General features: G+C 73.1%; 9 protein-coding genes. All 9 read right to left on the bottom strand.

Annotated features, from left to right (window positions below; translation table 11 throughout):
- Nucleotides 1-59 precede the first annotated feature (59 nt).
- Nucleotides 60-1,160 carry a Gfo/Idh/MocA family oxidoreductase gene (locus AB0L75_RS30895; protein ID WP_365187469.1) on the bottom strand — a complete coding sequence of 367 codons (1,101 nt, stop codon included), beginning with the start codon at nucleotides 1,158-1,160 and terminating at the stop codon, nucleotides 60-62.
- The gene (gene rifK, locus AB0L75_RS30890) at nucleotides 1,157-2,317 is read right to left on the bottom strand and encodes a 3-amino-5-hydroxybenzoate synthase (protein WP_365187466.1); all 1,161 of its coding nucleotides are present in this window, start codon (nucleotides 2,315-2,317) and stop codon (nucleotides 1,157-1,159) included. The genes AB0L75_RS30895 and rifK overlap by 4 nt, the downstream gene beginning before the upstream one ends.
- Nucleotides 2,318-2,435: 118 nt before the next feature.
- On the bottom strand, nucleotides 2,436-3,248 hold the full coding sequence (locus AB0L75_RS30885) for a ThiF family adenylyltransferase (RefSeq protein WP_365187463.1): 813 nt from the start codon (nucleotides 3,246-3,248) through the stop codon (nucleotides 2,436-2,438).
- Nucleotides 3,245-5,263, bottom strand: a complete 2,019-nt coding sequence (locus tag AB0L75_RS30880) for a 3-deoxy-7-phosphoheptulonate synthase (RefSeq protein WP_365187460.1) — start codon at nucleotides 5,261-5,263, stop codon at nucleotides 3,245-3,247. The genes AB0L75_RS30885 and AB0L75_RS30880 overlap by 4 nt, the downstream gene beginning before the upstream one ends.
- The gene (locus AB0L75_RS30875) at nucleotides 5,260-6,321 is read right to left on the bottom strand and encodes a 3-dehydroquinate synthase family protein (protein WP_365187457.1); all 1,062 of its coding nucleotides are present in this window, start codon (nucleotides 6,319-6,321) and stop codon (nucleotides 5,260-5,262) included. Before AB0L75_RS30875 ends, AB0L75_RS30880 begins: the two co-directional genes overlap by 4 nt.
- Before the next feature lie 13 nt (nucleotides 6,322-6,334).
- Nucleotides 6,335-7,678 carry an NAD(P)/FAD-dependent oxidoreductase gene (locus AB0L75_RS30870; RefSeq protein WP_365187454.1) on the bottom strand — a complete coding sequence of 448 codons (1,344 nt, stop codon included), beginning with the start codon at nucleotides 7,676-7,678 and terminating at the stop codon, nucleotides 6,335-6,337.
- 60 nt (nucleotides 7,679-7,738) lie between these two features.
- Nucleotides 7,739-8,524, bottom strand: a complete 786-nt coding sequence (locus AB0L75_RS30865) for an arylamine N-acetyltransferase (protein ID WP_365187451.1) — start codon at nucleotides 8,522-8,524, stop codon at nucleotides 7,739-7,741.
- A gap of 29 nt (nucleotides 8,525-8,553) precedes the next feature.
- Entirely contained in the window at nucleotides 8,554-19,197 is a 10,644-nt protein-coding gene (locus AB0L75_RS30860; protein WP_365187448.1) for a type I polyketide synthase, read from the bottom strand.
- Nucleotides 19,198-19,247: 50 nt separating this feature from the next.
- The gene (locus AB0L75_RS30855; protein ID WP_365187445.1) at nucleotides 19,248-24,836 is read right to left on the bottom strand and encodes a beta-ketoacyl synthase N-terminal-like domain-containing protein; all 5,589 of its coding nucleotides are present in this window, start codon (nucleotides 24,834-24,836) and stop codon (nucleotides 19,248-19,250) included.
- Nucleotides 24,837-24,958: the final 122 nt, after the last annotated feature.

Raw genomic sequence — 24,958 nt, 5'->3', positions numbered from 1 at the left:
AGGCCCGGGATGTGGGCTCGTTGCGTCGAAACTGGCGATATCACCGGCTTCTTCTCCTCCTACTGATGGACGGGCACGGCCTGATGGACGGGCACGGCGGTCTGCTGGTGCGCGCGACGGGCCGACGCGTAGAAGTCCTCGATGACACGGACCGTCGTACGGGCCTCGCTGACGGCCCTGCCGCGCCGGTTCGGGTCGGCGAGGGCGGCGGCGAGGCCGTCCAGCTGCCGCCGGTACTCGCTGCCGATGGGCTCGTCCGGTACCGGCAGGGCTGTCGTGGTGCCCTCGCGGGTCAGCGTCAGCAGGGCGTGCGGAGCGCGGTTGGGGCTGAAGCCGAAGGTGCAGCTCAGTTCGGCGGTCGCGGCACTGCCCGTCACCTGGATACGGGTCACGTCCCGCGCCTCGTGCGACGCCCAGCCGGCGCTCAGGCAGACGGAGACGCCGTCGTCGCGGACGAGGAAGCCCCGGGCGGTGTCCTCGACGTCACCGGCGGTGCCGGCGGCGGGCTCGTCCTGCCGCCAGGCCGCGCTCCAGGCGCCGGCGCCCACGAAGTCGTTCGACGTGACGCCGGCGACCTGGGTGAAGCGGGCCGGGCCGAGCAGGGATGCGAGCGTGTCGAGCAGATGCCAGCCGAGGTCGAGGAGGACACCGCCGCCCGCCTTGCTGCGCTGGGTGAACCAGCCGCCGGCGTGCGGGATGCCGCGCGCCCGCACCCAGGACAGGTCGACATGGCGGACACGGCCCAGCTCCGGCAGCAGGCGCGCCAGGGCGGCCACGTCGGCGCGGTGCGGGGCGGCGCTGCCGGCGAGCAGCGTGGCGCCGCCGGCGCGTTCGGCGGCGGCCAGGGTGTCGGCCTCGCCGGAGGTCAGGCACACCGGCTTCTCCAGGAAGACGGAGATGCCCTTGCCGAGCAGTTCGGCCGCGACCCGGGCGTGCAGATGGTTGGGTACGGCGACGACGGCGAGGTCGACCGCGCGGGCGGTGAGCGCGTCCACCGTCGGGTGCACGGGTACGCCCGGTGCCGCGTCGAGTGCGGCCCGCGCCGCCGGTGCGGGGTCCACGACGGCGACCACGTCGAAGTCGGCGTGCTCGGCCAGCCGGGGCAGCCACAGCTCCCGCCCCGCCCAGCCGAGCCCGACGACGGCTGCCCTGACGCTCATACGGCGGCCACGGCGTCCGCGATGATCTCGGCCGTCCGGTGCATGTCCTGCTCGCCGGCGAGCAGCACGCGGTGGTGCAGCCAGACGCAGTCCCGGCTGATGGCCTCCGTGTGGGGGCAGCGCTCGGCGATCTGGTCCGGGGTCTCGTCGGGGGCGCCCATCTCCCAGAAGGCGTCGGTGCGGTAGATGGCGCGGAAGGCCGCGAACGCCGGCACGCCGGCCGCCACGAGCCGGTCGACCAGGGCGTTGCGGTCCTCCTCGCCGATGCCGGGCACGCGGAACATCGCCATGTAGTGCGAGGGGAAGTCGGTGCGCTCGTCGGCGCGCTGCGGTACGACGCCGTCGATCGCGTCGAGCAGCGGGGAGAGCACGGCCCAGCGCTGCTGACGGGTGGTGATCTGGTCCTCCACGCGGCTGAGCTGGGCCCGCAGAACCGCTGCGGAGAACTCGTTGAGGCGCAGGTTGCTGCCGGCGATCTGGTGCATGTAGCGGCGGTCGGTGCGGGGCCGTCCGCAGCTGTGCCGCAGGAACGCCGTCTCGTAGGTCTCCGCGTCCGGGAACAGGACGGCGCCGCCCTCGCCCGCGGTCATCAGCTTGCCGTTCTGGAAGCTGAACGCGGCGATGGTGCCCAGCTCGCCGACGCGCTTGCCCCGCCAGCGGGCGCCGTGGGCGTGCGCGGCGTCCTGGAGCAGCGGTATCCCGGTGTCGGCGGAGAGGTCGGCCAGTGCGTCCATGTCGGCCAGGAAGCCCGCCATGTGCACGGGCATGATGGCCCGGGTGCGCGGTGTCACGGCTGCCGCGGCCGCCGCCACGTCGATGTTGTAGGTGTGCGGGTCGACGTCCACCGGGACCGCGACCGCGCCGAGCCGCTGTGCCGCCTGCGACGAGGAGATGAAGGTGAAGGCCGGGACGATGACCTCGGTGCCCGGGCCGACGCCCATGCACTGCAGGGCGAGTTCCAGCGCGTGGGTTCCGTTGGTGACGGCCAGCGCGTGGGGAGCACCGTGGAGTTCGGCGAACTCCCGCTCGAAGGAGTCGACTTCGTTGCCGCCCATGCGCCACCACTGGCCCTGCTCGAGTGCGCGGATGAGGCCTTCCCGCTCTTTTTCGTCGTACTGCGGCCACTGGGGGAATTCCGGCGCCTGTCGCACGTTCATGATTCTCCAAAGAACTGGATGTGGCTCGATGCAGGGCACACAACAGCTGAACAACAGGTCCAAAGTAGGTCCCTGCCGAGGCCGTGACATCCCTTGATCCGGTAGTGGTCGGCGGAATTCACCGAAGGTCGAAGAAAGCCCTATAGGAATTCAGTTGTCCCTCGAGCATGTGAATACCGTGATGGATACGGTGGCCGCGTGCGGCGGCCTCGCGCAGGAGCCGGGTCTCGCGGGGTTTCATGATGATGTCGGCCACGACGCAGCCCGGCGGCAGGGAATCCAGCGGGAACGGCAGCGGGTCGTCCGCGCGCAGCCCGAGCGGTGTGGCGTTGACGGCGAGGTCGGCGTCCCGCGGGTTGGGTCCGCTCAGCGTGTGCACCCGGCCCGGCCAGTGCCCGTCGAGCCGGGCGGCCAGCGCGGTGAGCTTCGCGGTGTCCGTGTCGTACACGCCGAGCCGGTCGACGCCGGCCGCGAGGAGCGCGGCGGCGATGGCGCTGCCCGCACCGCCCGCGCCGACGAGCACCGCGCGGCTGCCCCGGGGTTCGTGTCCGGCCCCGACGAGGCCCGCCACGAAGCCCGATCCGTCGAAGTTCTCCGCGAGCCAGGTGCCGTCGGCCTCGCGGCGCAGTACGTTCGCGCTGCCGACGATGTCCACGGTTGTCCCGCACCGGTCGGCGAGGTGGCGGACGGCCGCCTTGTGCGGCACGGTGACGAACATGCCGTCGAGGTTCTCCACCTGCTGCAGGCCGCGTACGACGGCTTCCAGGTGCTGCGGCCGGGCGTGCACCGGGACGACCACCGCGTCGCGGTGCAGCTCGGCGAGGACCGGGTTCATCAGCGCGGGTGCCTGGACCTGGGCGACCGGGTCCCCCAGGACGGCGTACAGCCGGGTGGTGCCCTGGATGGTCCTGACGGGAGGGTGTCCACTCACCACAGCCTGCCCTCCCGCTCTGTGCCCCCACTCCTGCCCCCGCTTCTGCCTCCGCCCGCCGCCAACTCGCCGACGATCTGGCCCAGTTCCTGCGCCTGGTCGGCGTTGAGGCGGGGGTCGCAGGCGGTGCGGTAGCGGGCGGGCAGGTCGGCCTCCACCGGTCCCGCGGTGCCCCCGACGCATTCCGTGACGTGGTCGCCGGTGACCTCCAGGTGCAGGCCGCCGGGGTGGGTGCCGAGCGCCCGGTGCACGTCGAAGAAACCGGTGATCTCGTCGGTGATCGCGGTCCAGTGCCGGGTCTTGTGTCCGCTCGCCGACGTGTAGGTGTTGCCGTGCATCGGGTCGCACTGCCAGATCACCTGGTGACCGGAGGCGGTGACCTTCTCCACGATCGGCGGCAGCACGTCCCGGACGCGGGTGTGTCCCATGCGGCTGATCAGCGTGAGCCGCCCGGGTTCGGCGTGCGGGTCGAGCCGGCGCACATAGGTGAGGGCCTGCTCCGGAGTGGTGCCCGGGCCTATCTTGAGGCCGATGGGGTTGGCCAGCAGTGCCGCGAACGCGATGTGCGCGCCGTCGAGTTGGCGGGTGCGCTCGCCGATCCACAGGAAGTGCCCGAGCCCGCTGGACAGGCGGGGCTCGGGCCCGCTGAGGTCCGCGCGCAGCGAGGACGTCTCGTAGTCGAGCAGCAGCGCCTCATGGCTGACGTAGATGCCGCCGCCGCCCGCCCCCTGCGGATCGGGCATGCCGCTACGGCCGAGCCGCCGTATCAGCGCCATCGTGTCCGAGGCGGCGGCGTGGGCGCGCAGCATCCGGCCGGGGTCGGGGGTGCGGGCCGCCCGCGTGGGCTCGGCGGAGTTGACCATGTCGCCGCGGTACGCGGGCAGGCCCCCGTCGTCGACGGCCCGGGAGCGGGGCTTGGCGTACTGGCCGGCCATCCGGGCGACCTTGACGACCGGCGCTCCGGTACGGCGCGCGATGACGTCGGCCATCCCCGCCAGCGTGCGCAGATTGGCCCGCTGGTGGGCCTCGGTGTTCTCGGCGAAGGACTCGGCGCAGTCGCCGCCCTGGAGGAGAAACGCCTCGCCCCGGGCGACCGCGGCGAGTTCACCGCGCAGCCGTGCCGTCTCGTCCGACGTCACGATCGGCGCGGCCCGGCGCAACAGCGCCACGGCCTCCCGCACCCGCCCCGGCTCCGGCCAGCCCGGCTGCTGCACGGCATCCCGAGCCAGCACATCCGCCAGCCTCCTGCCAAGCACCCACCCGACGGCCCCGCCGCTGCCGACCGGATCGTCGACGCCGACCGGACCGTCGTTGTCGACCCGCCCGTCGCTGTCAGCCGGCCCAGGGGCGTCGGTCGGTCCGGCGTCGTCGACCGGACCGGCGGTGCGGGCCAGCCCCTCGGCGTCAGGCAGCCCGTCGGTGTCGACCGGCCCGTGGGTGCGGGTCGCCCCGGCGGCATCGGCCAGCCCGTCGGAATCGGTCGGACCGGCGGCGTCGGCGGGGCCGACGGGATCGTCGATGTGAGCCAGCCCGGCGGCGTCGGTCAGGGCGGCGGCGTCGGTCAGTCCGGCGATGTAGGCCAGCCCGGTGGCGTCGGCCAGGCCGGCGGCGTCGACCAGACCGGCGATGCGAGCCAGTCCGGCAGCGCCAGCCGGTCCATCGATGCCAGCCAGCCCGGTGGTGTCGGCGGGACCGGCGGCGTCGACCAGACCGGCGATGCGGGCCAGCCCGGCGGCGTCAGCCAGACCGGCAGCGTCGGTCAGTCCGGCAGCCTCAGCCAGACCAGCGGCGTCGGGCAGGGCGGTGATGTGGGCCAGGCCGGCGGCGTCAGCCAGACCGGCAGCGTCGGGCAGTCCGGCAGCCTCAGCCAGACCAGCGGCGTCGGGCAGGGCGGTGATGTGGGCCAGGCCGGCGGCGTCGGCCAGACCAGCGGCCTCAGTCAGGTCGGCGGCCTCAGCCAGGGCGGTGATGTGGGTCGGTCCGGTGGTGTCGGGTGGCCACTGGAGTTGTTTCATGGGTGTGCCCTAGTGGTCGGGGCGGGGGTGTCGATGAGGGCGGCCAGGGGTGTGCGGGGCATCTCGTCGAGGGCGCGTGCGACGGCCTCGTGCGGTACGTCGTCCACCAGTTCCGCGCCGTTGGGTCCGTCGAGGACGAACGCGAGTCCGTTGGTCGCCTTCTTGTCGTGCCGCATCAGCCGGATCAGGGCCGCGGGCTCGGTCTCGGCGGGCAGCGCGGCGGGCAGCCCGTAGGAGCGGACGACGTCGTGGTGCTCGGTCACCCGCGCCGGGGCGATACGGCCGAGGGCACCGGCGAGCCGGCCCGCGAAGACCGTGCCGATGGCCACCGCCTCACCGTGGCGCAGGGCGAAACCGGTCGCCCTCTCCAGCGCGTGGCCCAGCGTGTGGCCGTAGTTGAGGATGTGCCGCAGGCCGGTGTCGCGCTCGTCGGCCTCGACGATGCGGGCCTTCAGGCTCACACTGGCGGCGATCTGGTCCGCCAGCGGGAGTGCGCGCAGGTCCGGCGCGCCGATGAAGTGGGCGCGGGCGATCTCGCCGTAGCCGTTGAGCATCTCCCGTCGCGGCAGGGTGGACAGGTAGTCCGTGTCGCACAGGACCGCGCTCGGCTGCCAGTACGCACCGACCAGGTTCTTGCCGGCGGGCAGGTTCACCGCCGTCTTCCCGCCGACGCTGGCGTCCACCTGGGCGAGCAGTGACGTGGGCAGGTGCACCACCGGCACGCCGCGGTGGTAGAGGGCCGCGGCGAGACCGACCACGTCGGTGGTCGTCCCGCCGCCGCAGGAGACGACGACATCGGACCTGGTGAGTCCGAAGCGTACGAACTCCCCGCACAGCGCCTCCACCGTGGCGAGGGTCTTGTCCCGTTCCCCGTCGCGGGCCGGCAGCAGCAGGGTCTCCACGCCGGTGTCGGGCACCCATTCCTCGGGGCGGGCCGACACGACGACGGCCCGTTTGGCGCCCAGCTGTCGGACGACCTCGGCGAGGGAGGAACGTACTCCGGGGCCGATGAGCACGTCGTACGCATGATCTCGCAGGCGCAGCGGAACGGATGCCATGACGTCGACGTCCCTACCGGCCCGCCGTCACGCGGCGGACGCGCGACTCGGACCGCTCCTTGCGGTCGATCTCGTCCAGGTGCGGGTAGGAGGGGCAGCCGTAGACGCGCTGGAACGGCTCGAAGGTGTCCCACTCCTTGCGGCGCCGCATCTCCTGGGCCACCGAGTTGTGCTCGCTCCAGAAGTCGCCGCCGATCAGCCGGATGAGGTACCTCTCCAGGGTGTCGCGGTCGGTGGAGCGGGCGGCGTCGGCGGCCATGGCGACCAGCTCGCCGTCGTAGTAGGCGTGGATGAGCCGGATGTAGGTGTCGTAACCGGTCTTGAAGTAGTTGGAGTACCGCTCCAGCAGGCGCTCCTCCGCCGACCGGTCGGCCAGGGCCTCCCCGAGGGTCTCGGCCGCGCGGACGGCGGTGGCCGTCGCCACCAGGACGCCGCCGGAGAACATGGGGTCGCCGAAGCAGCCGGCGTCGCCGACCATGAGCCAGCCGGGGCCGGTCACCGTGTCCGTGTGGTAGCAGTAATCGGTCTCGATCTTGAAGTCCATGGAGGGCTGCGTGCCGGTCAGGCGGGCGACGATGCGCGGCACCCGGGCCACATGCTCCTCGAACACCTTCTCCGGGGTCGAGGCGCGCAGCACGTCGCGCGGCATGACCGTGCCCACGCTGATGGTGTCCTTGGTCAGCGGGATGGCCCACACCCAGCCGTCGTCGTGGGCGCCGACCTGGATGTCGCCCTCGACGCCGAGGTTGTGGCGCTCGTCGAGCCCGCTGTAGTGCCGGAACACCGCGACCATGCGGAGCTTCTCAAGGGTCTTGCGCAGCCCGAAGCGATGGGCGATCTTGCCCGTGCGGCCGCTGGCGTCGATCACATAGGCGGAGCGCACCTCGTGCGACTCGCCGTCGCGCTCGTAGCGGACGCCGACCATGCGGTCGCCCTCCATGAGCAGCTCGTTCACGTTCGCGCCGAAGACGACCTTCGCGCCGGCGGCCTCGGCCTGCTCGGCGAGCATCCGGTCGAACCTGCGCCGCTCGACCTGGAAGGCGTTGTCGTGCCGGCCCGTGCCCTGCTTGGTGAAGTCCGCGCGGAAGACGCCCTCGAAGAACTTCTTCTCGGTCGGGTCGATGAACTCGCCGCCGAACTTGCGCACATAGCCCTGGGCCTCCACCGCCTCGCGCAGGCCGATCCGCTCGAACAGGCCCATCATGTACGGCAGCAGGGACTCACCGATGTGGAACCGGGGGTCGGTCTCCTTCTCCAGGAGCACCACGGAGTGCCCCTGCTTGGCGAGCAGATAGGCGCTGACCGAACCGGCCGGCCCTGCGCCGATCACGACCACATCGGCTGTTTCCTTCGGCATCGTTCTCCCTTTCTGGTGCCCGATTCGTTTGACCAGCGCGCTCGGTGATCGGGGTGCGATTCACCTGAGTTCGCCCGACAGCAGCTGGGAGACCAGCTGGTCGTGCTCGTCGTCGCCCGTGATGGTGCGTATCTCCTCGCGGCCGTCACGGACCGTCAGATGCCGTCGTCCCTTCAGGACGACCTGACCGTCCTCGAGAGTCCGGCCGCAGAGGATCTTCTGGCTGTCCGGCGGCCCGGCGTCCGCAGTGATCTCCCGGACGAGGAAGTCCTCCATGTCCTGCCAGTCGCTCCACTGCCGGGGTTGCGTCGTGAAGGTGTAGACGACGCTCCACCGGGTGATCCTGCCGCGGCGCTGTAGAGCGATCCTGGATCCGCGCTCGACCAGGCGGTACTGGCATCCGTACTGCCTCTGCACCGCGTCGGAGACCTGCAGCGGCTCGATGTAGGAGGGCCCGGGGTAGCCGACGTCCACGAGCCAGTCCTCGCCGTCCAGGGCGACGCGGATGAACATGTGCTCCACGTCGAGCCCGGACGCCTCCCGGCCCTCGGCGGTGCTGGCCGCGAGCACCGTGACGTCGTAGCCCAGCTCCCTCAGCAGCCGAGCGAACAGCCGGTTCAGCTGGAAGCAGGTCCCGCCCCGCCCCTGGACGATGCTCGTGTCGAACGTGGCGTCCTCGTCGAGGTCGACGAGGTGCACACCGTCGCGGAAATCCTGGGTGGCGCCGTTGTACGGAATCGCCATGAGGTGCTTCTTGTGCAGCTTTCGCAGCGTCGCGATGTCGACACCGGTTTCTCCGGCGCAGCCGATCCGTTCCAGGTACCGGTCCACGTCGAACACTGTCATCACCTTTCTTTCGCAGGGGATTCGCTGCTTCACACGGAAACCGCTACCGGCCGTGCCGCCTCTTCGCCGCACATCAGCTCGTGCAGATGGGCGGCGAGCATTCCGGCCGTCGGATAGTCGAAGACGAGGTTGGGCGAGAGTTTCCGCTCGGTGATGTCGCGGAGCCGGTTGCGCAGTTCGATGGAGGTGAGGGAGTCGAAACCGACCTCGAACAGCCCCTGGTCCGCGTCGATCCGGTACGTGGCGCCGTGGCCCAGCACCGCGGCCACCTGGCCCTGCACCAGGTCGAGCAGCACCTTCGCCCGCTCGGTCCCGGGCAGCCCGGCCAGCCGCTCGGCCAGCGCCTGGCCCGTCTCACCGGGGGCCGCCGCATGGGCCTGCTGCCGGCTCGCGCGGACCAGGCCGCGCAGCATGTGCGGCACTCCCCCGCCGGCCGCGGCCTGGGTGCGCAGCGACCTGAGATCCAGCTTGGCCGGTACCAGTTGGGCCGGCACCAGTTGGGCCCGCCCCGACGCCACGGCGGCGTCGAACAGCTCCATGCCCTCCGCGGGCGTGATCGCCTGGAGGCCGCCGCGCCGGTTCATCCGCGCCTTGGTGAGGTCGTCGGTGCCGGCGGCCATGCCGCTGGTCTGCTCCCACAGGCCCCAGGCCAGGGAGAGGCCGGGCAGTCCGACCGCCCGGCGCTGGGCCATCAGGCCGTCCAGGAAGGCATTGGCCGCCGCATAACTGCCACTGCCCGCACCCATGAAGACCGCCGAGACCGAGGAGTAGACGACGAACGCGTCCAGCTCCAGACCGCGCGTCAACTCATCCAGATGCCGTACCGCGTCCACCTTCGGCCCGAACACCCGCGCCAGGCGCTCCGGAGTCAGCATCCCGATGACACCGTCGTCGGTCACGCCCGCCGTGTGCACCACACCGCGCAGGGGGTGCTCGTCGGGCACCGCGGCGAGCAGGGCCTTGACCTGGTCGAAGTCCGACACGTCACAGGCCACGACCGACACGGCCGCGCCCTGTCCGGTCAGCTCGGCGACCAGCTCCCGCACACCCTCGGCGTCCGGACCCCGGCGGCTGGCCAGCATCAGGTTCCGTACACCGTGCCGCACGACCAGATGCCGGGCCACCAGGCCGCCGAGCGACCCGGCGCCCGAGACCAGGACGGTGCCCTCCGGCCCGAACACCGGTTTCGTGTCCGTGACTTGAGTGGTGACGCGGGCCAGCCGCGGTACGGAGACAGCATCGCCGCGCACCGCGAGCTGAGGCTCGCCGCTCGCCAGCGCCACGCCCAGGACGCGCACCGCAGCGTCACCGGAGACCGGAGCCGCCGGATCGGTGTCGACCAGGACGATCCGGTCCGGGTTCTCGGCCTGCGCGGCACGCACCAGTCCCCACACCGCCGCGCCCGCCGCATCGGTCACCGTGTCCTCGCCGCCGGCGGGCACCGCGCCCCGGGTCAGCACGGCGAGCCGCGCCTCCTCCAGGCCGGGCCCGCTCAGCCAGCACTGCACGGCCTCCAGGACTCGGTTGGTCAACGCCAGTACGGCGTCGTCCCCCTCACCGCCTACGGCCTCCAGGACCGCCAGGGCCGGGCATGCGGCGCCCGACTCCACGTCGTCGGCCAGGGTCGCCACGTCTTCCGCGGTGGCCACCGGCGCCCACGACGGCGCGGGCCCCGTGCCCCGAAGCGACAGCAGCTCGGTCCACTCCACCCGGAACAGCGAGTCGGCACGCGGTGTGTCCGCCGCCGTCTCCAGCTGCTCGGCGGAGACGATCCGGGACACCAGCGAGTCCATCGTCACGACCAGCGCACCGGTCTCGTCCGCCGCCGCCAGCGACAGCGCGTCACGCTCGGGCCGCGCCAGGCGCACCCGCAGCACCGAGGCACCCGCGGCGTGCAGCACCAGCCCGTTCCAAGCGAACGGCAGCCTCAACTCCGCACCGCCCGGCCCGGCTTCGGGGCCGCCGCCAGCCGCGGCCGCCCCCGCGATCTGCAGCAGCGGCGAGTGCAGGGCGGCGTCGAGCAGCGCGGGGTGGATGCCGAACCCGCCGGCCTGCTGCCGGTGTTCCTCGGGCAGGGCGACCTCGGCGAACAGCTCCTCGCCGCGCCGCCACAGGGCGCGCACGGCCTGGAACGCGGGGCCGTAGCCGTATCCCACCTCGGTGAGCAGGCCGTAGCCACCGCTGATGTCCACCGGCTCCGCACCGGGCGGCGGCCAGGCCGCGAAGTCGAACTCCGCGCCCCGGTTCGCGGCCGAGTCCGACAGCGTGCCGCTGGCGTGCCGCGTCCACGCGTCCGCGCCGCCCGGACCGTCGGTGTCCTCGCGCCGCGAGTAGACCTCCACGGTGCGCGAACCGTTCCCGGCCGGTCCGCTCACGGCGACCTGGACGCGTACCCCGCCGTGCTCGGGCACCACGAGCGGCGCCTCGATCACGAGTTCCTCCAGGACACTGCACCCTGCCTCGTCACCGGCCCGCACGGCCAGCTCGACCAGGCCCGTGCCCGGGACGAGCACCACGCCACCGACCCGGTGATCGGCCAGCCAGGGGTGCGACTTCAGCGACAGACGCGAGGTGAACACCAGCCCGTCGGACTGCGGCAGCTCCACCACGGCGCCGAGCAGCGGGTGATCGGTCCCGGCCAGGCCGAGGGAGGTGGCGTCGGTCGTGGTCTCGGCCGACTGGAGCCAGTAGTGCTGGTGGTCGAAGGCGTACGTCGGCAGGTCGACGCCCGCTGCCGTGGCTCCGGCGGGCAGCGCGCCCGCCCAATCCACGGGGACACCGCGAACGAACAGCTCGGCCATCGAGGCGAACAGACGCCGCAGACCGCCTTCCTCGCGCCGCAGCGAACCGGTCACCACAGTGTCGGCGTCGCTCTCATCAGCGGTCTCGGTGACCGGCTGGACGAGGACCGGGTGGGCACTGACCTCGATGAACGCCTTGTGGCCCTGACGGATCAGCTCGGCCACGGCCGGTCCGAAGCCGACCTGTCCCCGCAGGTTGCGGTACCAGTAGTCACCGTCCAGAACCCCGGCACCCTCCACCCAACCGCCTGTGACGGTCGAGTAGAACGGCACCAGCGGCACCTGAGCATCGATACCGGAAAGCGTCTCGGCGAGCGTGTCGCGGATGTCCTCCACATGGCGGGTGTGCGAGGCGTAGTCCACCGCGACCCGGCGCACTCGGACACCGTCGTCCGAGAGAGCCTGAAGGGCCTCGTCCAGCGCCTGCGCGTCACCCGCGATCACCACGGAGGACGGGCCGTTGACCGCCGCGACCTCGACACGATCCGACCAACGCTCAAGACGCTGAACGGCCTCGCTCTCGGTCAGCGCGACCGAGGCCATGCCACCACGCCCGGCCAACCGCTCACCGATCGCCTGGCTCCGCAGCGCAACCACCTTCGCCGCATCCGCCAGCGACAGCGCACCCGAGACACACGCGGCCGCAATCTCACCCTGCGAGTGGCCCAGCACAGCATCAGGACGAACACCCACCGACGACCAGACGGCAGCCAGACCGACCATCACAGCGAAGCTGGCGGGCTGCACCACGTCCACGCGCTCCAGCAACTCCGGAGCAGCCTCCCCGCGCAGCACATCGACGAGCGACCAGTCGATCCACGGCTCCAGCGCAGCCGCACACTCCGCGATCCGCTCCGCGAACACCGGAGACGACTCCAGCAACTCCCGGCCCATACCGACCCACTGCGAGCCCTGACCCGGGAACACCCACACGACCTTGCCGGGCCCGCCCGAGACGCCGACCCTGCCGGTGATCAGCCCGGCCGGGCTCTCGCCGCGCGCCAGCGCGCGCAGCCCGGTAAGCGCCTCCTCGTCCGAGCCGGCCACGACCACCGCACGCTCGCCCAGCAACGCCCGGTCGGCGACCAGCGCCCCGGCGACACCCGACAACGACGCCAGACCGGCGCCCTCGATGAACGCCGCGAGCCGCTCGGCCTGCCCCGCCAGCGAACCGGCACTGCGCGCCGACACCACCAGCGGCACCACACCACCGGGCGCCGTCTCCGCAACAGCCGCCTCCTCGGGCGCCTCCTCCAGGATCAGGTGCGCGTTCGTCCCACTGATACCGAACGAGGAGACACCGGCGCGGCGCGGATGCCCGTTGCGAGGCCAGTCGCGGACCTCCGTCAGCAGCTCCACCGCGCCCGCGGACCAGTCCACCTGGGACGTGGGCGCGTCCACGTGCAGGGTCGGGGGCAGCGCGCCGTGCCGCAGTGCCTGCACCATCTTGATGACGCTGGACACGCCCGCGGCCGCCTGCGTGTGGCCGATGTTGGACTTCAATGAGCCGAGCCACAGGGGCTTTTCGGGATCGCGGTCCTTGCCGTAGGTCGCGAGCAGCGCCTGTGCCTCGATCGGGTCGCCCAGGGCCGTACCCGTGCCATGGCCCTCTACGACGTCCACGTCCGCCGGGGCGAGCCCCGCGTTGGACAGTGCCTTGCGGATCACCCGCTGCTGCGAGGGACCGTTCGGAGCCGTAAGACCGTTCGACGCACCGTCCTGGTTCACCGCGCTGCCGCCCAGCACCGCCAGCACCTTGTGGCCGCGCTGCCGCGCCACCGACAGGCGCTCCAGCACGACCAGGCCCACGCCCTCGGCCCAGCCCGTGCCGTCCGCGCCGTCCGCGTACGCCTTGCAGCGGCCGTCGCCGGCGAGGCCGCGCTGGCGCGAGAACTCCACGAAGCTGACGGGTGTCGCCATCACCGTCACGCCGCCGGCCAGCGCCATGGAACACTCACCCTGCCGCAGCGCCTGCGCGGCCAGATGCATCGCCACCAGCGACGACGAGCACGCCGTGTCCACCGTGACGGCCGGGCCCTCGAAGCCGAACACATACGAGATGCGGCCCGAGGCCACGCTTCCCGCGGTGCCCGTGCTCGCGAAGCCCTCCAGCTCCGGTGCGGCCACTCCGGCGCCGTACCCCTGGTTGGACACGCCGGAGAACACACCGACGTCGGTGCCCTTCAGGGAGGTCGGGTCGACTCCGGCGCTCTCCAGGGCCTCCCAGGAGGTCTCCAGGAGCAGTCGCTGCTGCGGGTCCATCGCCAGCGCCTCGCGCGGCGAGATCCCGAAGAACCCGGCGTCGAACAGGCCGGCGCCCTGCACGAAGCCGCCCTGCCGGGCGTACGACGTGCCCACGCTGTCCGGGTCGTCGTCGAACAGGTCCTCCAGGTCCCAGCCGCGGTCCTCGGGGAAGTCGGACATGCCCTCGCGGCCCTCGTACACCATCCGCCACAGGGAATCGGGGCTCGTCACCCCGCCGGGCAGTCGGCAGGACATGCCCACGATGGCGATCGGCTCGTCGGGGTCCGCGACGGGGGCCGCGGCCTGGGCGGGCGTGCCGGCCGCCGCGGTGTCCCCGAACTCCTCGTGCAGATAGCCGGCGAGGGCCTGCGGGGTCGGGTAGTCGAAGATCAGGGTGGCGGGCAGCTTCAGGCCGGTCGCCTCGCGCAGCCGGTTGCGCAGCTCCACCGAGGTCAGCGAGTCGAACCCGGCCTCGTTGAACGCGGTGTCCGCCCGGACGCTGTCGGCGCCGCTGTGGCCGAGTACGACGGCGGCCTGGGTCCGCACCAGGTCGAGGAGGAGCGCCTGCTGTTCCGCAGTGCCGAGTCCGGCGAGCCGGCCGGACAGGTCGCCGTCCTTGGCGGCCGCCGCCCGTGCCTGCTGCCGTCCCGCCGGTACGAGGCCGCGCAGCAGGTGCGGTACGGCCCCGCCGGAGCGCGCCCCGCGGAGGTCCATCTTGATCGGTACGAGCAGCGCCTGCCCGGAGGCGAGGGCGGCGTCGAACAGCTCCATGCCCTCGGTGGCCGTGATCGCGAGGACGCCGCCGCGGCTGGCCCGCGCCTGGTCCGCGTCGCCCAGGTGGGCGGTCATTCCGGCGTCCTGCTCCCACAGGCCCCAGGCCAGGGAGAGGCCGGGCAGGCCCGCCGCGCGGCGCTCGGCCATCAGTCCGTCGAGGAAGGCGTTGGCCGCCGCGTAGTTGCCCTGGCCCGCCGATCCGAACACACCCGAGGCGGACGAGAACACGGCGAACGCGTCGAGGTCCAGGTCCCGGGTCAGCTCGTCGAGGTGGCGTACGGCGTCCACCTTCGGTGCGAACACCCTGGCCAGGCGCTCGGGGGTCAGCGCCCCGAGCACGCCGTCGTCCAGGACACCGGCCGTGTGCACCACACCGCGCAGGGGGTGCTCGTCGGATATGGAGGCCAGCAGGGTCTGCGCCTGGTCGCGGTCGGAGACGTCACAGGCCACGACGGAGACCTCCGCGCCCTGCCCGGTCAGCTCGGCCACCAGCTCCCGCGCACCCTCGGCGTCCGGGCCGCGACGGCTGGCGAGGACCAGGTGGCGTACGCCGTACCCGGTGACCAGGTGCCGGGCCAGCAGCGCGCCCAGCGATCCGGTGCCGCCCGTGACCAGGACCGTACCGTCCGGGGCGAACACCTCGGAGATGTCCGGGAGTTGACCGGCGGCGGCGCGGGCGAGGCGGGGGGCCGACAGTGCCGTGCCGCGCACGGCGACCTGGGGCTCCCCGCCGGCCAGCACCAGTCCCAGCACGGGCAGTACGCCGTCGTCGGCGGCCGGGTCGGCGTCGATCAGAAGGACGCGGTCCGGGTTCTCGGCCTGCGCGGCGCGCACCAGACCCCACACCGCCGCTCCGGCCGGGTCCGACACCGCGCCGTCGGCGCCGGCGGGGACCGCGCCCCGGGTGGCGACCACGAGCCGCGCGTCGTCGAGGCCGTCCGTGGCCAGCCATGCCTGCAGCACGCTCAACACCCGTGCGGACAGGGCGAGTACGGCGTCTTCCCTGCCGTCGTCGCCGATGGCCTGGAGGACGGCCACCGCCGGAATCTCCTCAGCAGCGGCCAGGGACGTCACGTCCTCGGCCGAGGCCACCGGCGCCCACGTCGGCGCGGGCGCCATGCCCTGGGCCGGGGGCAGTTCGGTCCAGTCCACCTGGAACAGCGAGTCGGCGACCGCGGAGTCCGTCGCCGTCCGGAGCTGCTCGGCGGAGACCGGCCGGGACACCAGCGAGTCCAGCGTCACGACGAGGCCGCCGGTCTCGTCGGCCGCCTGGAGCGACACGGCGCCGGGCCCGGCGGAGGTCAGGCGGATACGCAGCGCGGGGGCGCCCGCGGCGTGCAGCGCCAGGCCGTTCCACGCGAACGGCAGTACCGGCCGGCCGGGGTCCTCCTCCCCCGCCGCGTCGGCCTCGGTGCCGAACATCCCGGCGTGCAGGGCGGCGTCCAGGAGCGCCGGGTGGATGCCGAACGTGCCGGCGCTCTCCCGGTGTTCCTCGGGCAGGGCGGCCTCGGCGAAGACCTCCTCGCCGCGCCGCCACACCGCGCGCAGGCCCTGGAACGCCGGGCCGTAGCCGTAGCCGCGCTCGGTCAGGCCGGCGTAGAAGTCGCCGGTCTCGATCCGCTGGGCGCCGGGCGGCGGCCAGGCGGCGAAGTCGAAGTCCGTGCCCCGGGCCGGAGCCGGGGCCGAGAGGGTGCCGGTGGCGTGCCGCGTCCAGGCGTCCCCGTCAGCGGGTGCGTCCTCGCGCAGGGAGTAGATCTCGACGGGGCGTGCGCCGGTGCCGTCGGGTGCGCCCACGGCGACCAGGACGCGTACGCCGCCCTGCTGCGGTACCACCAGCGGCGCCTCGATCACCAGCTCGTCCAGGACCCCGCAGCCGGTCTCGTCACCGGCGCGTACGGCCAGCTCCACCAGGCCCGTGCCCGGGACGAGCACCACACCGCCGACGGCGTGGTCGGCCAGCCAGGGGTGGGACTTCAGTGAGAGGCGTGAGGTGAGCACCAGGCCGTCGGACTGCGGCAGCTGCACCACCGCGCCGAGCAACGGGTGGCCGGCCGCCGCCTGCCCCAGGGAGGCGGCGTCCGTCGCCGCGTCGGCGGTGTGCAGCCAGTAGTGCCGGTGGTCGAAGGCGTACGTCGGCAGGTCCACGCGGGCGGGCGCGCCGCCGCCGTCGGGGAGCAGGCCGCTGAAGTCGACGGGCACGCCGCGCACGAACAGTTCGGCCAGCGAGGCCAGCAGGGTCTGCTCCTCGGGGCGGCCGTCGCGCAGGGCCGCCACACAGGTCGCCCGCGCGCCGGCGGCGCCGGCCGTCTCCTCGACGAGGCCGGTCAGGGCCGCGCCCGGGCCCAGCTCCACGAACAGCGTGCCGCCGTGCTCGACCGCGGCGGCGATCCCGTCGGCGAACCGCACCGGCCGGCGCACATGGCCGGCCCAGTACTGCGGGTCGGCCAGCTCGTCGGGGGCGGCGAGGCGACCGGTCACGTTGGAGATCACCGGGATCTCGGGCGAGTGCCACTCCACCTCGGCCAGTTGGGCGGCGAAGTCGGCCAGCATCGGCTCCATCCGCCGGGAGTGGAAGGCGTGCGAGACCACGAGGCGCTTCGTCTTGTGCCCCTGCTCGCGCAGCCGGCCGGCCGCCGCGAGGACCGCGTCCTCGTCGCCGGAGAGCACCACCGAGGACGGGCCGTTGACCGCCGCGACCTCCACGCCCTCGCCGAGCAGGCCGGCGACCTGTGCCTCGCTCGCGGCCACCGCGACCATCGCGCCGCCCGGCGGCAGGGCCTGCATCAGCCGGCCCCGGGCCGCGACGAGACGCGCCGCGTCCGGCAGCGACAGCACGCCCGCCGCGTGCGCGGCGGCGATCTCGCCGATCGAGTGGCCGATGACCGCGTCCGGCCGTACGCCCCAGGACTCCACGAGCCGGAACAGGGCGCTCTCCACCGCGAACAGGCCCGCCTGGGTGAACACGGTCTGGTTCAGCAGCTCGGCGCTGCCCGGCACCCTGCCGAGGACCACGTCCCGTACCGGGTGGCCGACCCGCCCGGCCAGGCACGCGTCCAGCTGCTCGCACGCCTCGTCCAGGGCCCGTGCGAACACCGGGTGGCGGTCGTACAGTTCACGGCCCATCCCCGCGCGCTGCGAGCCCTGGCCCGGGAACACCCAGACGACCTTGCCCGGTCCGCCCGAGCCGGCCGCCCGGCCGGTGACGACACCGGCCGCGTGCTCGCCCCGGGCCACCGCCCCGAGTCCGGCCAGGGCCTCCTGGTCCGAACCGGCCAGGACCACGGCGCGCTCGGGCAGCAGCGCCCGCTGGGAGAGCAGTGCCCCGGCCACGCGCGGCAGCGGCGCCGCGTCCGCGGACTCCAGGTGCGCGGCCAGTCGCTGCGCCTGGCCCGCCAGGGAGCCCTCGCCGCGCGCCGACACCACCAGCGGGACCACACCCGCGGGTGCCGTCCCGTCCAAGGCGGGCTCCGCCGCCTCCTCGGGCGCCTCCTCCAGGATCAGGTGCGCGTTCGTGCCGCTGATGCCGAACGAGGAGACACCGGCGCGGCGCGGATGCCCGTTGCGCGACCAGTCGCGGGCCTCGCTCAGCAGCTCCACCGCGCCCGCGGACCAGTCGACCTCGGTCGTCGGCACCTGTGCGTGCAGGGTCGGGGGCAGCACGCCGTACCGCAGCGCCTGCACCATCTTGATGACACTGGACACGCCCGCGGCCTGCTGCGTGTGCCCGATGTTCGACTTCAACGAGCCGAGCCACAGCGGCTTCTGCGGGTCCCGGCCCTGTCCGTACGTGGCCAGCAGCGCCTGCGCCTCGATCGGGTCGCCCAGCGCCGTACCGGTGCCGTGCGCCTCCACGACGTCCACGTCCGCCGAGACCAGTCCGGCGCCGGCCAGGGCCTTGCGGATGACCCGCTGCTGGGAGGGGCCGTTGGGCGCGGTGAGCCCGTTGGACGCGCCGTCCTGGTTGACGGCGCTGCCGCGGATGACGGCGAGCACCCGGTGGCCGCGCTCCCGCGCCTCGGAGAGCCGCTCCAGGACCACCACGCCCGCGCCCTCGGACAGGCCCATGCCGTCCGCGCCGTCCGAGAACGCCTTGCACCGGCCGTCGGCGGCCATGCCCTGCTGACGCGAGAACACCACGAAGGTGCCGGGGGTCGACATCACCATCGCGCCGCCGGCCAGGGCGAGCGAGCACTCGCCCTGCCGCAGCGCCTGCGCGGCCAGATGGATGGCCACCAGCGACGACGAACACGCCGTGTCCACGGACACGGCGGGACCCTCGAAGCCGAAGACGTACGACACCCGGCCGGAGGCCACGCTCGACGCCACGCCGGTGCCGGTGAAGCTCTCCAGCTCCGGCGCGACCCCGCTGCCCCCGGAGCCGTATCCCTGGCTGGCCACGCCCGCGAACACACCGACGTCGGTGCCCTTCAGCGCGACCGGGTCGATGCCCGCCTGCTCCAGCGCCTCCCAGGAGGTCTCCAGCAGCAGCCGCTGCTGCGGGTCCATCGCCAGCGCCTCACGCGGCGAGATCCCGAAGAACCCGGCGTCGAACAGGCCGGCCCCCTGCAGGAAGCCGCCCTGATCGGTGTAGGAGGTGCCGGGGTTGTCGGGGTCCGGGTCGAACAGGCCGTCCAGCTCCCAGCCACGGTCCTCGGGGAACCCCGACACGGCGTCGCGGCCCTCCCGCACCAACTGCCACAGATCCTCGGGCCCTGTCACCCCGCCCGGCAGCCGGCACGCCATGCCCACGATGGCAATCGGCTCGCCCGCGTGCGACGTGCCCTGCTTGCGCAGGTTGTGCAATTCCGTGGTGACGCGCTTGAGGGTCTTGAGGAGTTGTTCGTCCGTGGCCATTCGTCAGTCCTCACGAGAATGTTGATGGAGCCGGATGCCCTGAACCGGTCTCACACGAGCCCGAGTTCCCCATGGATGAAGTCGAGGACTTCGTCGGCCGACGCGGATTCCAGTTGCTCGGCCACCGTGGAGACAGCCGTCTGCTCGACGACCCCATTACACTTCGCGACCAGGCCCTGAAGGCGGAGCGCGATACCCGCTCTCATGGATTCGTCGAGGGTCACTGCAGCGATCACCGACTCGACGTCTTCTATCTTCGCGTTCACCCGGGCCAACACGTCGTCGCCGATACCGAGTTCACTGCGCAGATAGCGGGTGAGCACGAGCGGGGTCGGCTGGTCGAAGACCAGCGTGGCGGGCAGCTTCAGACCGGTCGCCTCACGCAGCCGGTTGCGCAGCTCCACCGAGGTCAGCGAGTCGAACCCGACCTCCTTGAAGGCGGTCTCCGGCCGGATGCTCTCCGGCCCGCTGTGTCCGAGCACGACCGCGGCCTGGGTGCGCACCAGGTCGAGGACCATGGCCTCCTGCTCCGGCTCGGCGAGCCCGGAAAGCCGGCCCAGCAGGTCGCCGTCCTTCGCGGCCGCCGCCCGTGCCTGCTGCCGTCCCGCCGGTACGAGACCGCGCAGCAGATGCGGCACCGTACCTCCGGCCGCCGCACCGGATCGCACCGCGCGCAGGTCCAGCTTGACCGGCACGAGGAGCGACTCCTCGGATGCGAGCGCGGCGTCGAACAGCTCCATGCCCTCGGCGGGCGTGAGCGCCACGACACCGTCGCGGCTGGTGCGCCTGCTCATGCTCGCCTGGTCGTCGGCGCCCAGGTGGGTGGTCATGTTGGTGGCGTACGCCCAGGTGCCCCAGGACAGCGCGAGCCCCGGCAGGCCCGCAGCGCGGCGGTGGGCCATCAGGCCGTCCAGGAAGGCGTTGGCCGCCGCGTAGCCGCTGCTGCCGGCGCCGAGGAAGACGGACGAGGCGGAGGAGTAGACGAGGAACGCGTCCAGGTCCAGGCCGCGGGTCAGCTCGTCGAGGTGGCGTACGGCGTCCACCTTCGGCGCGAATACCCGCGCCAGGCGGTCGGCGGTCAGCGTCCCGACGAGCCCGGCCTCGAACACACCGGCCGTGTGGACCACGCCGGTGAGGGGGTGCTCGTCCGGCACCGCGGCGAGCAGCGCCTTGACCTGGTCGCGGTCGGAGACGTCACAGGCCACGACCGACACGGCCGCGCCCTGCCCGGTCAGCTCGGCGACCAGGTCCCGCACGCCCTCGGCGTCCGGGCCGCGACGGCTGGCCAGCACGAGGTGGCGTACGCCGTGCCGCGCGACCAGGTGCCGGGTGACGAGTTCGCCCAGCGACCCGCCGCCCGAGACCAGGACGGTCCCGCCCGCCTTGAACACCGCTTCCGCGTCGGTCGCTTGACCGGTCACCCGGGCGAGCCGGGGCATGAACTGGACCGTGCCGCGCACCGCGAGCTGCGGCTCACCGCCGGCCAGCGCCGCCCCCAGGACCACTCCCGGACCGTCGGCGTCAGTGTCCGTGTCCGTGTCCGTGTCGAGCAGCACGACGCGGTCCGGGTTCTCGGCCTGCGCGGCGCGCACCAGACCCCACACCGCCGCGCCCGCCGGGTCGCTCACCACGCCGTCACCGGCGGGCACCGCGCCCCGGGTCACGACGACGAGCCGCGACTCCTCCAGGCCCTCCGCGCCCAGCCACGCCTGTACGACCGCCAGGACCCGGGTGGTCAGCGCCAGTACGGCATCGTCGCCCGCACCGCCGACGGCCTCCAGCACCGCGACCGCCGGAGCCTCGCCGCTCAGGGCCAGGGCCTCGACCTCGGCCGCGGTGGCCACCGGCACCCACGCGGGCGCGGGCTGAGCCCCCTGGACCGGGGGCAGTTCGCTCCAGTCCACCCGGAACAGCGAGTCGGCGGCCGCCGAGTCCGCCGCCGTCTGCAGCTGCTCGGCGGAAACGGCCCGGGACACCAGCGAGTCCATCGTCACGACCAGGGCGCCGGTCTCGTCCGCCGCGTCGACCGACAGCGCGTCCGGGCCGCTCGGGGCGACCCGCACCCGCAGTGCCGAGGCGCCCGAGGCGTGCAGCACCAGCCCGTTCCAGGAGAACGCCAGCAGCGGCTGCCCGGCCCCGTCCTGCGACCCCGCGTCCGCCACTGCGCGGAACGTCCCGGTCTGCAGGGCTGCGTCGAGCAACGCGGGGTGGATGCCGAACCTGTCGGCGTCCTTGCGCTGTTCCTCGGGCAGGGCGACCTCGGCGAACAGCTCCTCGCCGCGCCGCCACACCGCGCGCACGCCCTGGAAAGCGGGGCCGTAGCCGACACCGCGCTCACGCAGTTCGTCGTAGAAGCCGTCGGCGTCCAGCTCGACCTGCTGCGCCCCCGGTGGCGGCCAGGCGGCGAAGTCGAAGTCCGTGCCGGGAGCCGGGGCCGAGGCCGACAGCGTGCCGGTGGCGTGCCGCGTCCACACCTCCCCGTCACCGGAAGCGTCCTCGCGCTGCGAGTAGACCTCCACGGTGCGCGAGCCGTTCTCGGCAGGCGCGCCCACGGCGACCTGCATCCGTACACCGCCGTGCTCGGGCACCACGAGGGGCGCCTCGATCACCAGCTCCTCCAGGACGCTGCACCCGGCCTCGTCACCAGCCCGCACGGCCAGCTCGACCAGGCCCGTGCCCGGAAGGAGCGCCAGACCGCCGATCGCGTGATCGGCCAGCCAGGGGTGCGACCTCAGCGACAGGCGCGAGGTGAACACCAGCCCGTCGGAGTGGGGCAGCCGGACCATGGCGCCGAGCAGCGGGTGATCGGCTCCGGCGAGTCCGAGGGAGACGGCGTCGCCGCCGGTCCCGGTGGGCTGGAGCCAGTAGTGCTGGCGGTCGAAGGCGTACGTCGGCAGGTCCACGCCCGCTGCCGTGGCGGCGGGCAGGATGCCGGTCCAGTCCACGGGGACGCCGCGCACGAACACCTCGGCCATCGAGGCCATCAGGCGACGCAGGCCGCCCTCTTCGCGCCGCAGCGAACCGGTCACCACCGCGTCCACGCGGCCCTCGGCTTCATCAACGGTTTCGGTGATCGGCTGGACGAGGACCGGATGGGCACTGACCTCGATGAACGCCTTGTGGCCCTGCCGGATCAGCTCGGCGACGGCCGGTCCGAAGCCGACCTGGCCGCGCAGGTTGCGATACCAGTAGCCGCCGTCGAGGACACCGGCCTCGTCGACCCAGGTGCCGGTGACCGTGGAGAAGAAGGGGATCGCCGGTGCCTGAGCGTCGATGCCGTCCAGCGTCTCGGCGAGGGCGTCGCGAATGTCCTCCACGTGGCGGGTGTGCGAGGCATAGTCCACCGCGACCCGGCGCACCCGGACACCGTCGTCCGAGAGAGCCTGAAGTGCCTCGTCCAGCGCCTGCGCGTCACCCGCGATCACCACGGAGGACGGGCCGTTGACCGCCGCGACCTCGACACGATCCGACCAACGCTCAAGACACGCGACAGCCTCGCTCTCGGTCAGCGCGACCGAGGCCATGCCACCACGCCCCGCCAACCGCTCACCGATCGCCTGGCTCCGCAGCGCAACCACCTTCGCGGCATCCGCCAGCGACAGCGCACCCGACACACACGCGGCCGCGATCTCACCCTGCGAGTGGCCCAGCACAGCATCGGGCTCGACTCCCGAGGACGACCACACCGCCGCCAGACCCACCATCACGGCGAAGCTGGCGGGCTGCACCACGTCCACGCGCTCCAGCAGCTCCGGAGCAGCCTCCCCACGCAGCACATCGACGAGGGACCAGTCGATCCACGGCTCCAGCGCAGCCGCACACTCAGCGATCCGCTCGGCGAACACCGGCGAGGACTCCAGCAACTCCCGGCCCATACCGACCCACTGCGAGCCCTGACCCGGGAACACCCACACGACCTTGCCCGGCCCACCCGAACCGGCGTTGCCGGTCAGCAGGTTGGCGCCGCTCTCGCCGTGTGCCAGGGCGCGCAGTCCCGCGAGCGCCTCCTCGTCCGAGCCGGCCACGACCACCGCACGCTCGCTCAGCAGCGCACGCCCCGTCACCAGCGCGCCGGCGACGTCCGTCAGCGATGCCCCGCCGGCACCGGACTCCAGGAACGAGACGAGCCGCTCGGCCTGCCCCGCCAGCGAACCGGCATGGTGCGCGGACACCACCAGCGGCACCACACCACCGGTCGCCGTCTCCGCAACAGCCGGTTCCGTAACAGCCAGTTCCGTGGCAGCCAGCTCCTCGGTGGGCGCCTCCTCCAGGATCAGGTGCGCGTTCGTCCCGCTGACGCCGAACGAGGAGACACCGGCCCGGCGCGGACGGCCCTCGCGCGGCCACTCCCTAGCCTCCGTCAGCAGCTCCACCGCGCCCGCCGACCAGTCCACCTCGGTCGTCGGCTCGTCCACGTGCAGCGTGGACGGCATCGTGCCGTGCCGGAGCGCCTGCACCATCTTGATGACGCTGCCCACGCCCGCGGCGGCCTGTGTGTGCCCGATGTTGGACTTCAACGAGCCGAGCCACAGGGGCTTTTCGGGATCGCGGTCCTTGCCGTAGGTCGCGAGCAGCGCCTGCGCCTCGATCGGGTCGCCCAGGGCCGTACCCGTGCCGTGGCCCTCCACGACGTCCACGTCCGCCGGGGCGAGCCCCGCGTTGGACAGCGCCTTGCGGATCACCCGCTGCTGCGAGGGACCGTTCGGAGCCGTGAGACCGTTCGACGCGCCGTCCTGGTTCACCGCGCTGCCGCGCAGCACCGCCAGGACCCTGTGCCCGCGCTCCCGCGCCACTGAGAGCCGCTCCAGGAGGACGACACCGACGCCCTCGGCCAGGCCCATTCCGTCCGTGCCGTCCGCGAACGCCTTGCAGCGGCCGTCGGCGGCCAGGCCGCGCTGACGCGAGAACGACACGAAGGAGCCGGGACTCGACATCACCATCGCACCGCCGGCCAGGGCCATCGAGCACTCGCCCTGGCGCAGCGCCTGCGCGGCCAGATGCATGGCCACGAGCGACGAGGAACACCCCGTGTCGAGGGACACCGCAGGGCCTTCGAAGCCGAGCACGTACGACACCCGGCCCGATGCCACACAGGACGAGGCCCCCGTGCCCGCGAAGCCTTCCACTTCCGGAGGCACCACACCGGCACCGGCGCCGTAGCCCTGGCCGGACAGGCCGGAGAAGACGCCGACCTCGGTGCCCTTCAGCGAGACCGGGTCGATGCCCGCCCGCTCCAGGGCCTCCCAGGAGGTCTCCAGGAGCAGCCGCTGCTGCGGATCCATCGCCAGCGCCTCACGCGGCGAGATCCCGAAGAAGCCCGCGTCGAAGAGGCCCGCGCCCTTGAGGAAGCCGCCCTGGGTGACGTACGACGTGCCCGCGTGGTCCGGGTCTTCGTCGAACAGGGCCTCCAGGTCCCAGCCCCGGTCGTCGGGGAAGTCGGAGACGGCGTCGCCCCCTGCGGCGACGAGCTGCCACAGCTCCTCGGGCGAGGAGACACCACCGGGGTACCGGCACGCCATGGAGACGATGGCGATCGGCTCGCGCGCCTGGTCCTGGACCTCGCGCAGCCGCTTGCGGGCGGTGCGGGCGTCCGCGATGGCCCTCTTGAGATAGTCGCGGAGTTCTGCCTCGTCAGCCACTTGATTCAACCCCCAGGTGGTGGATGTGTGCGATTGCCGTAGGTGGGTGTCCGCACCGTCTGTGCGGGGCCGTGCAGGGCCGTGCGGGCCGGGCCCGGGTGGGTCCGGCCCGCACGGACGCG

This window comes from Streptomyces sp. NPDC052101 (assembly GCF_040680235.1).
Taxonomy (GTDB): Bacteria; Actinomycetota; Actinomycetes; order Streptomycetales; family Streptomycetaceae; genus Streptomyces.
This window is presented reverse-complemented; position numbering and strand designations above follow the sequence as displayed.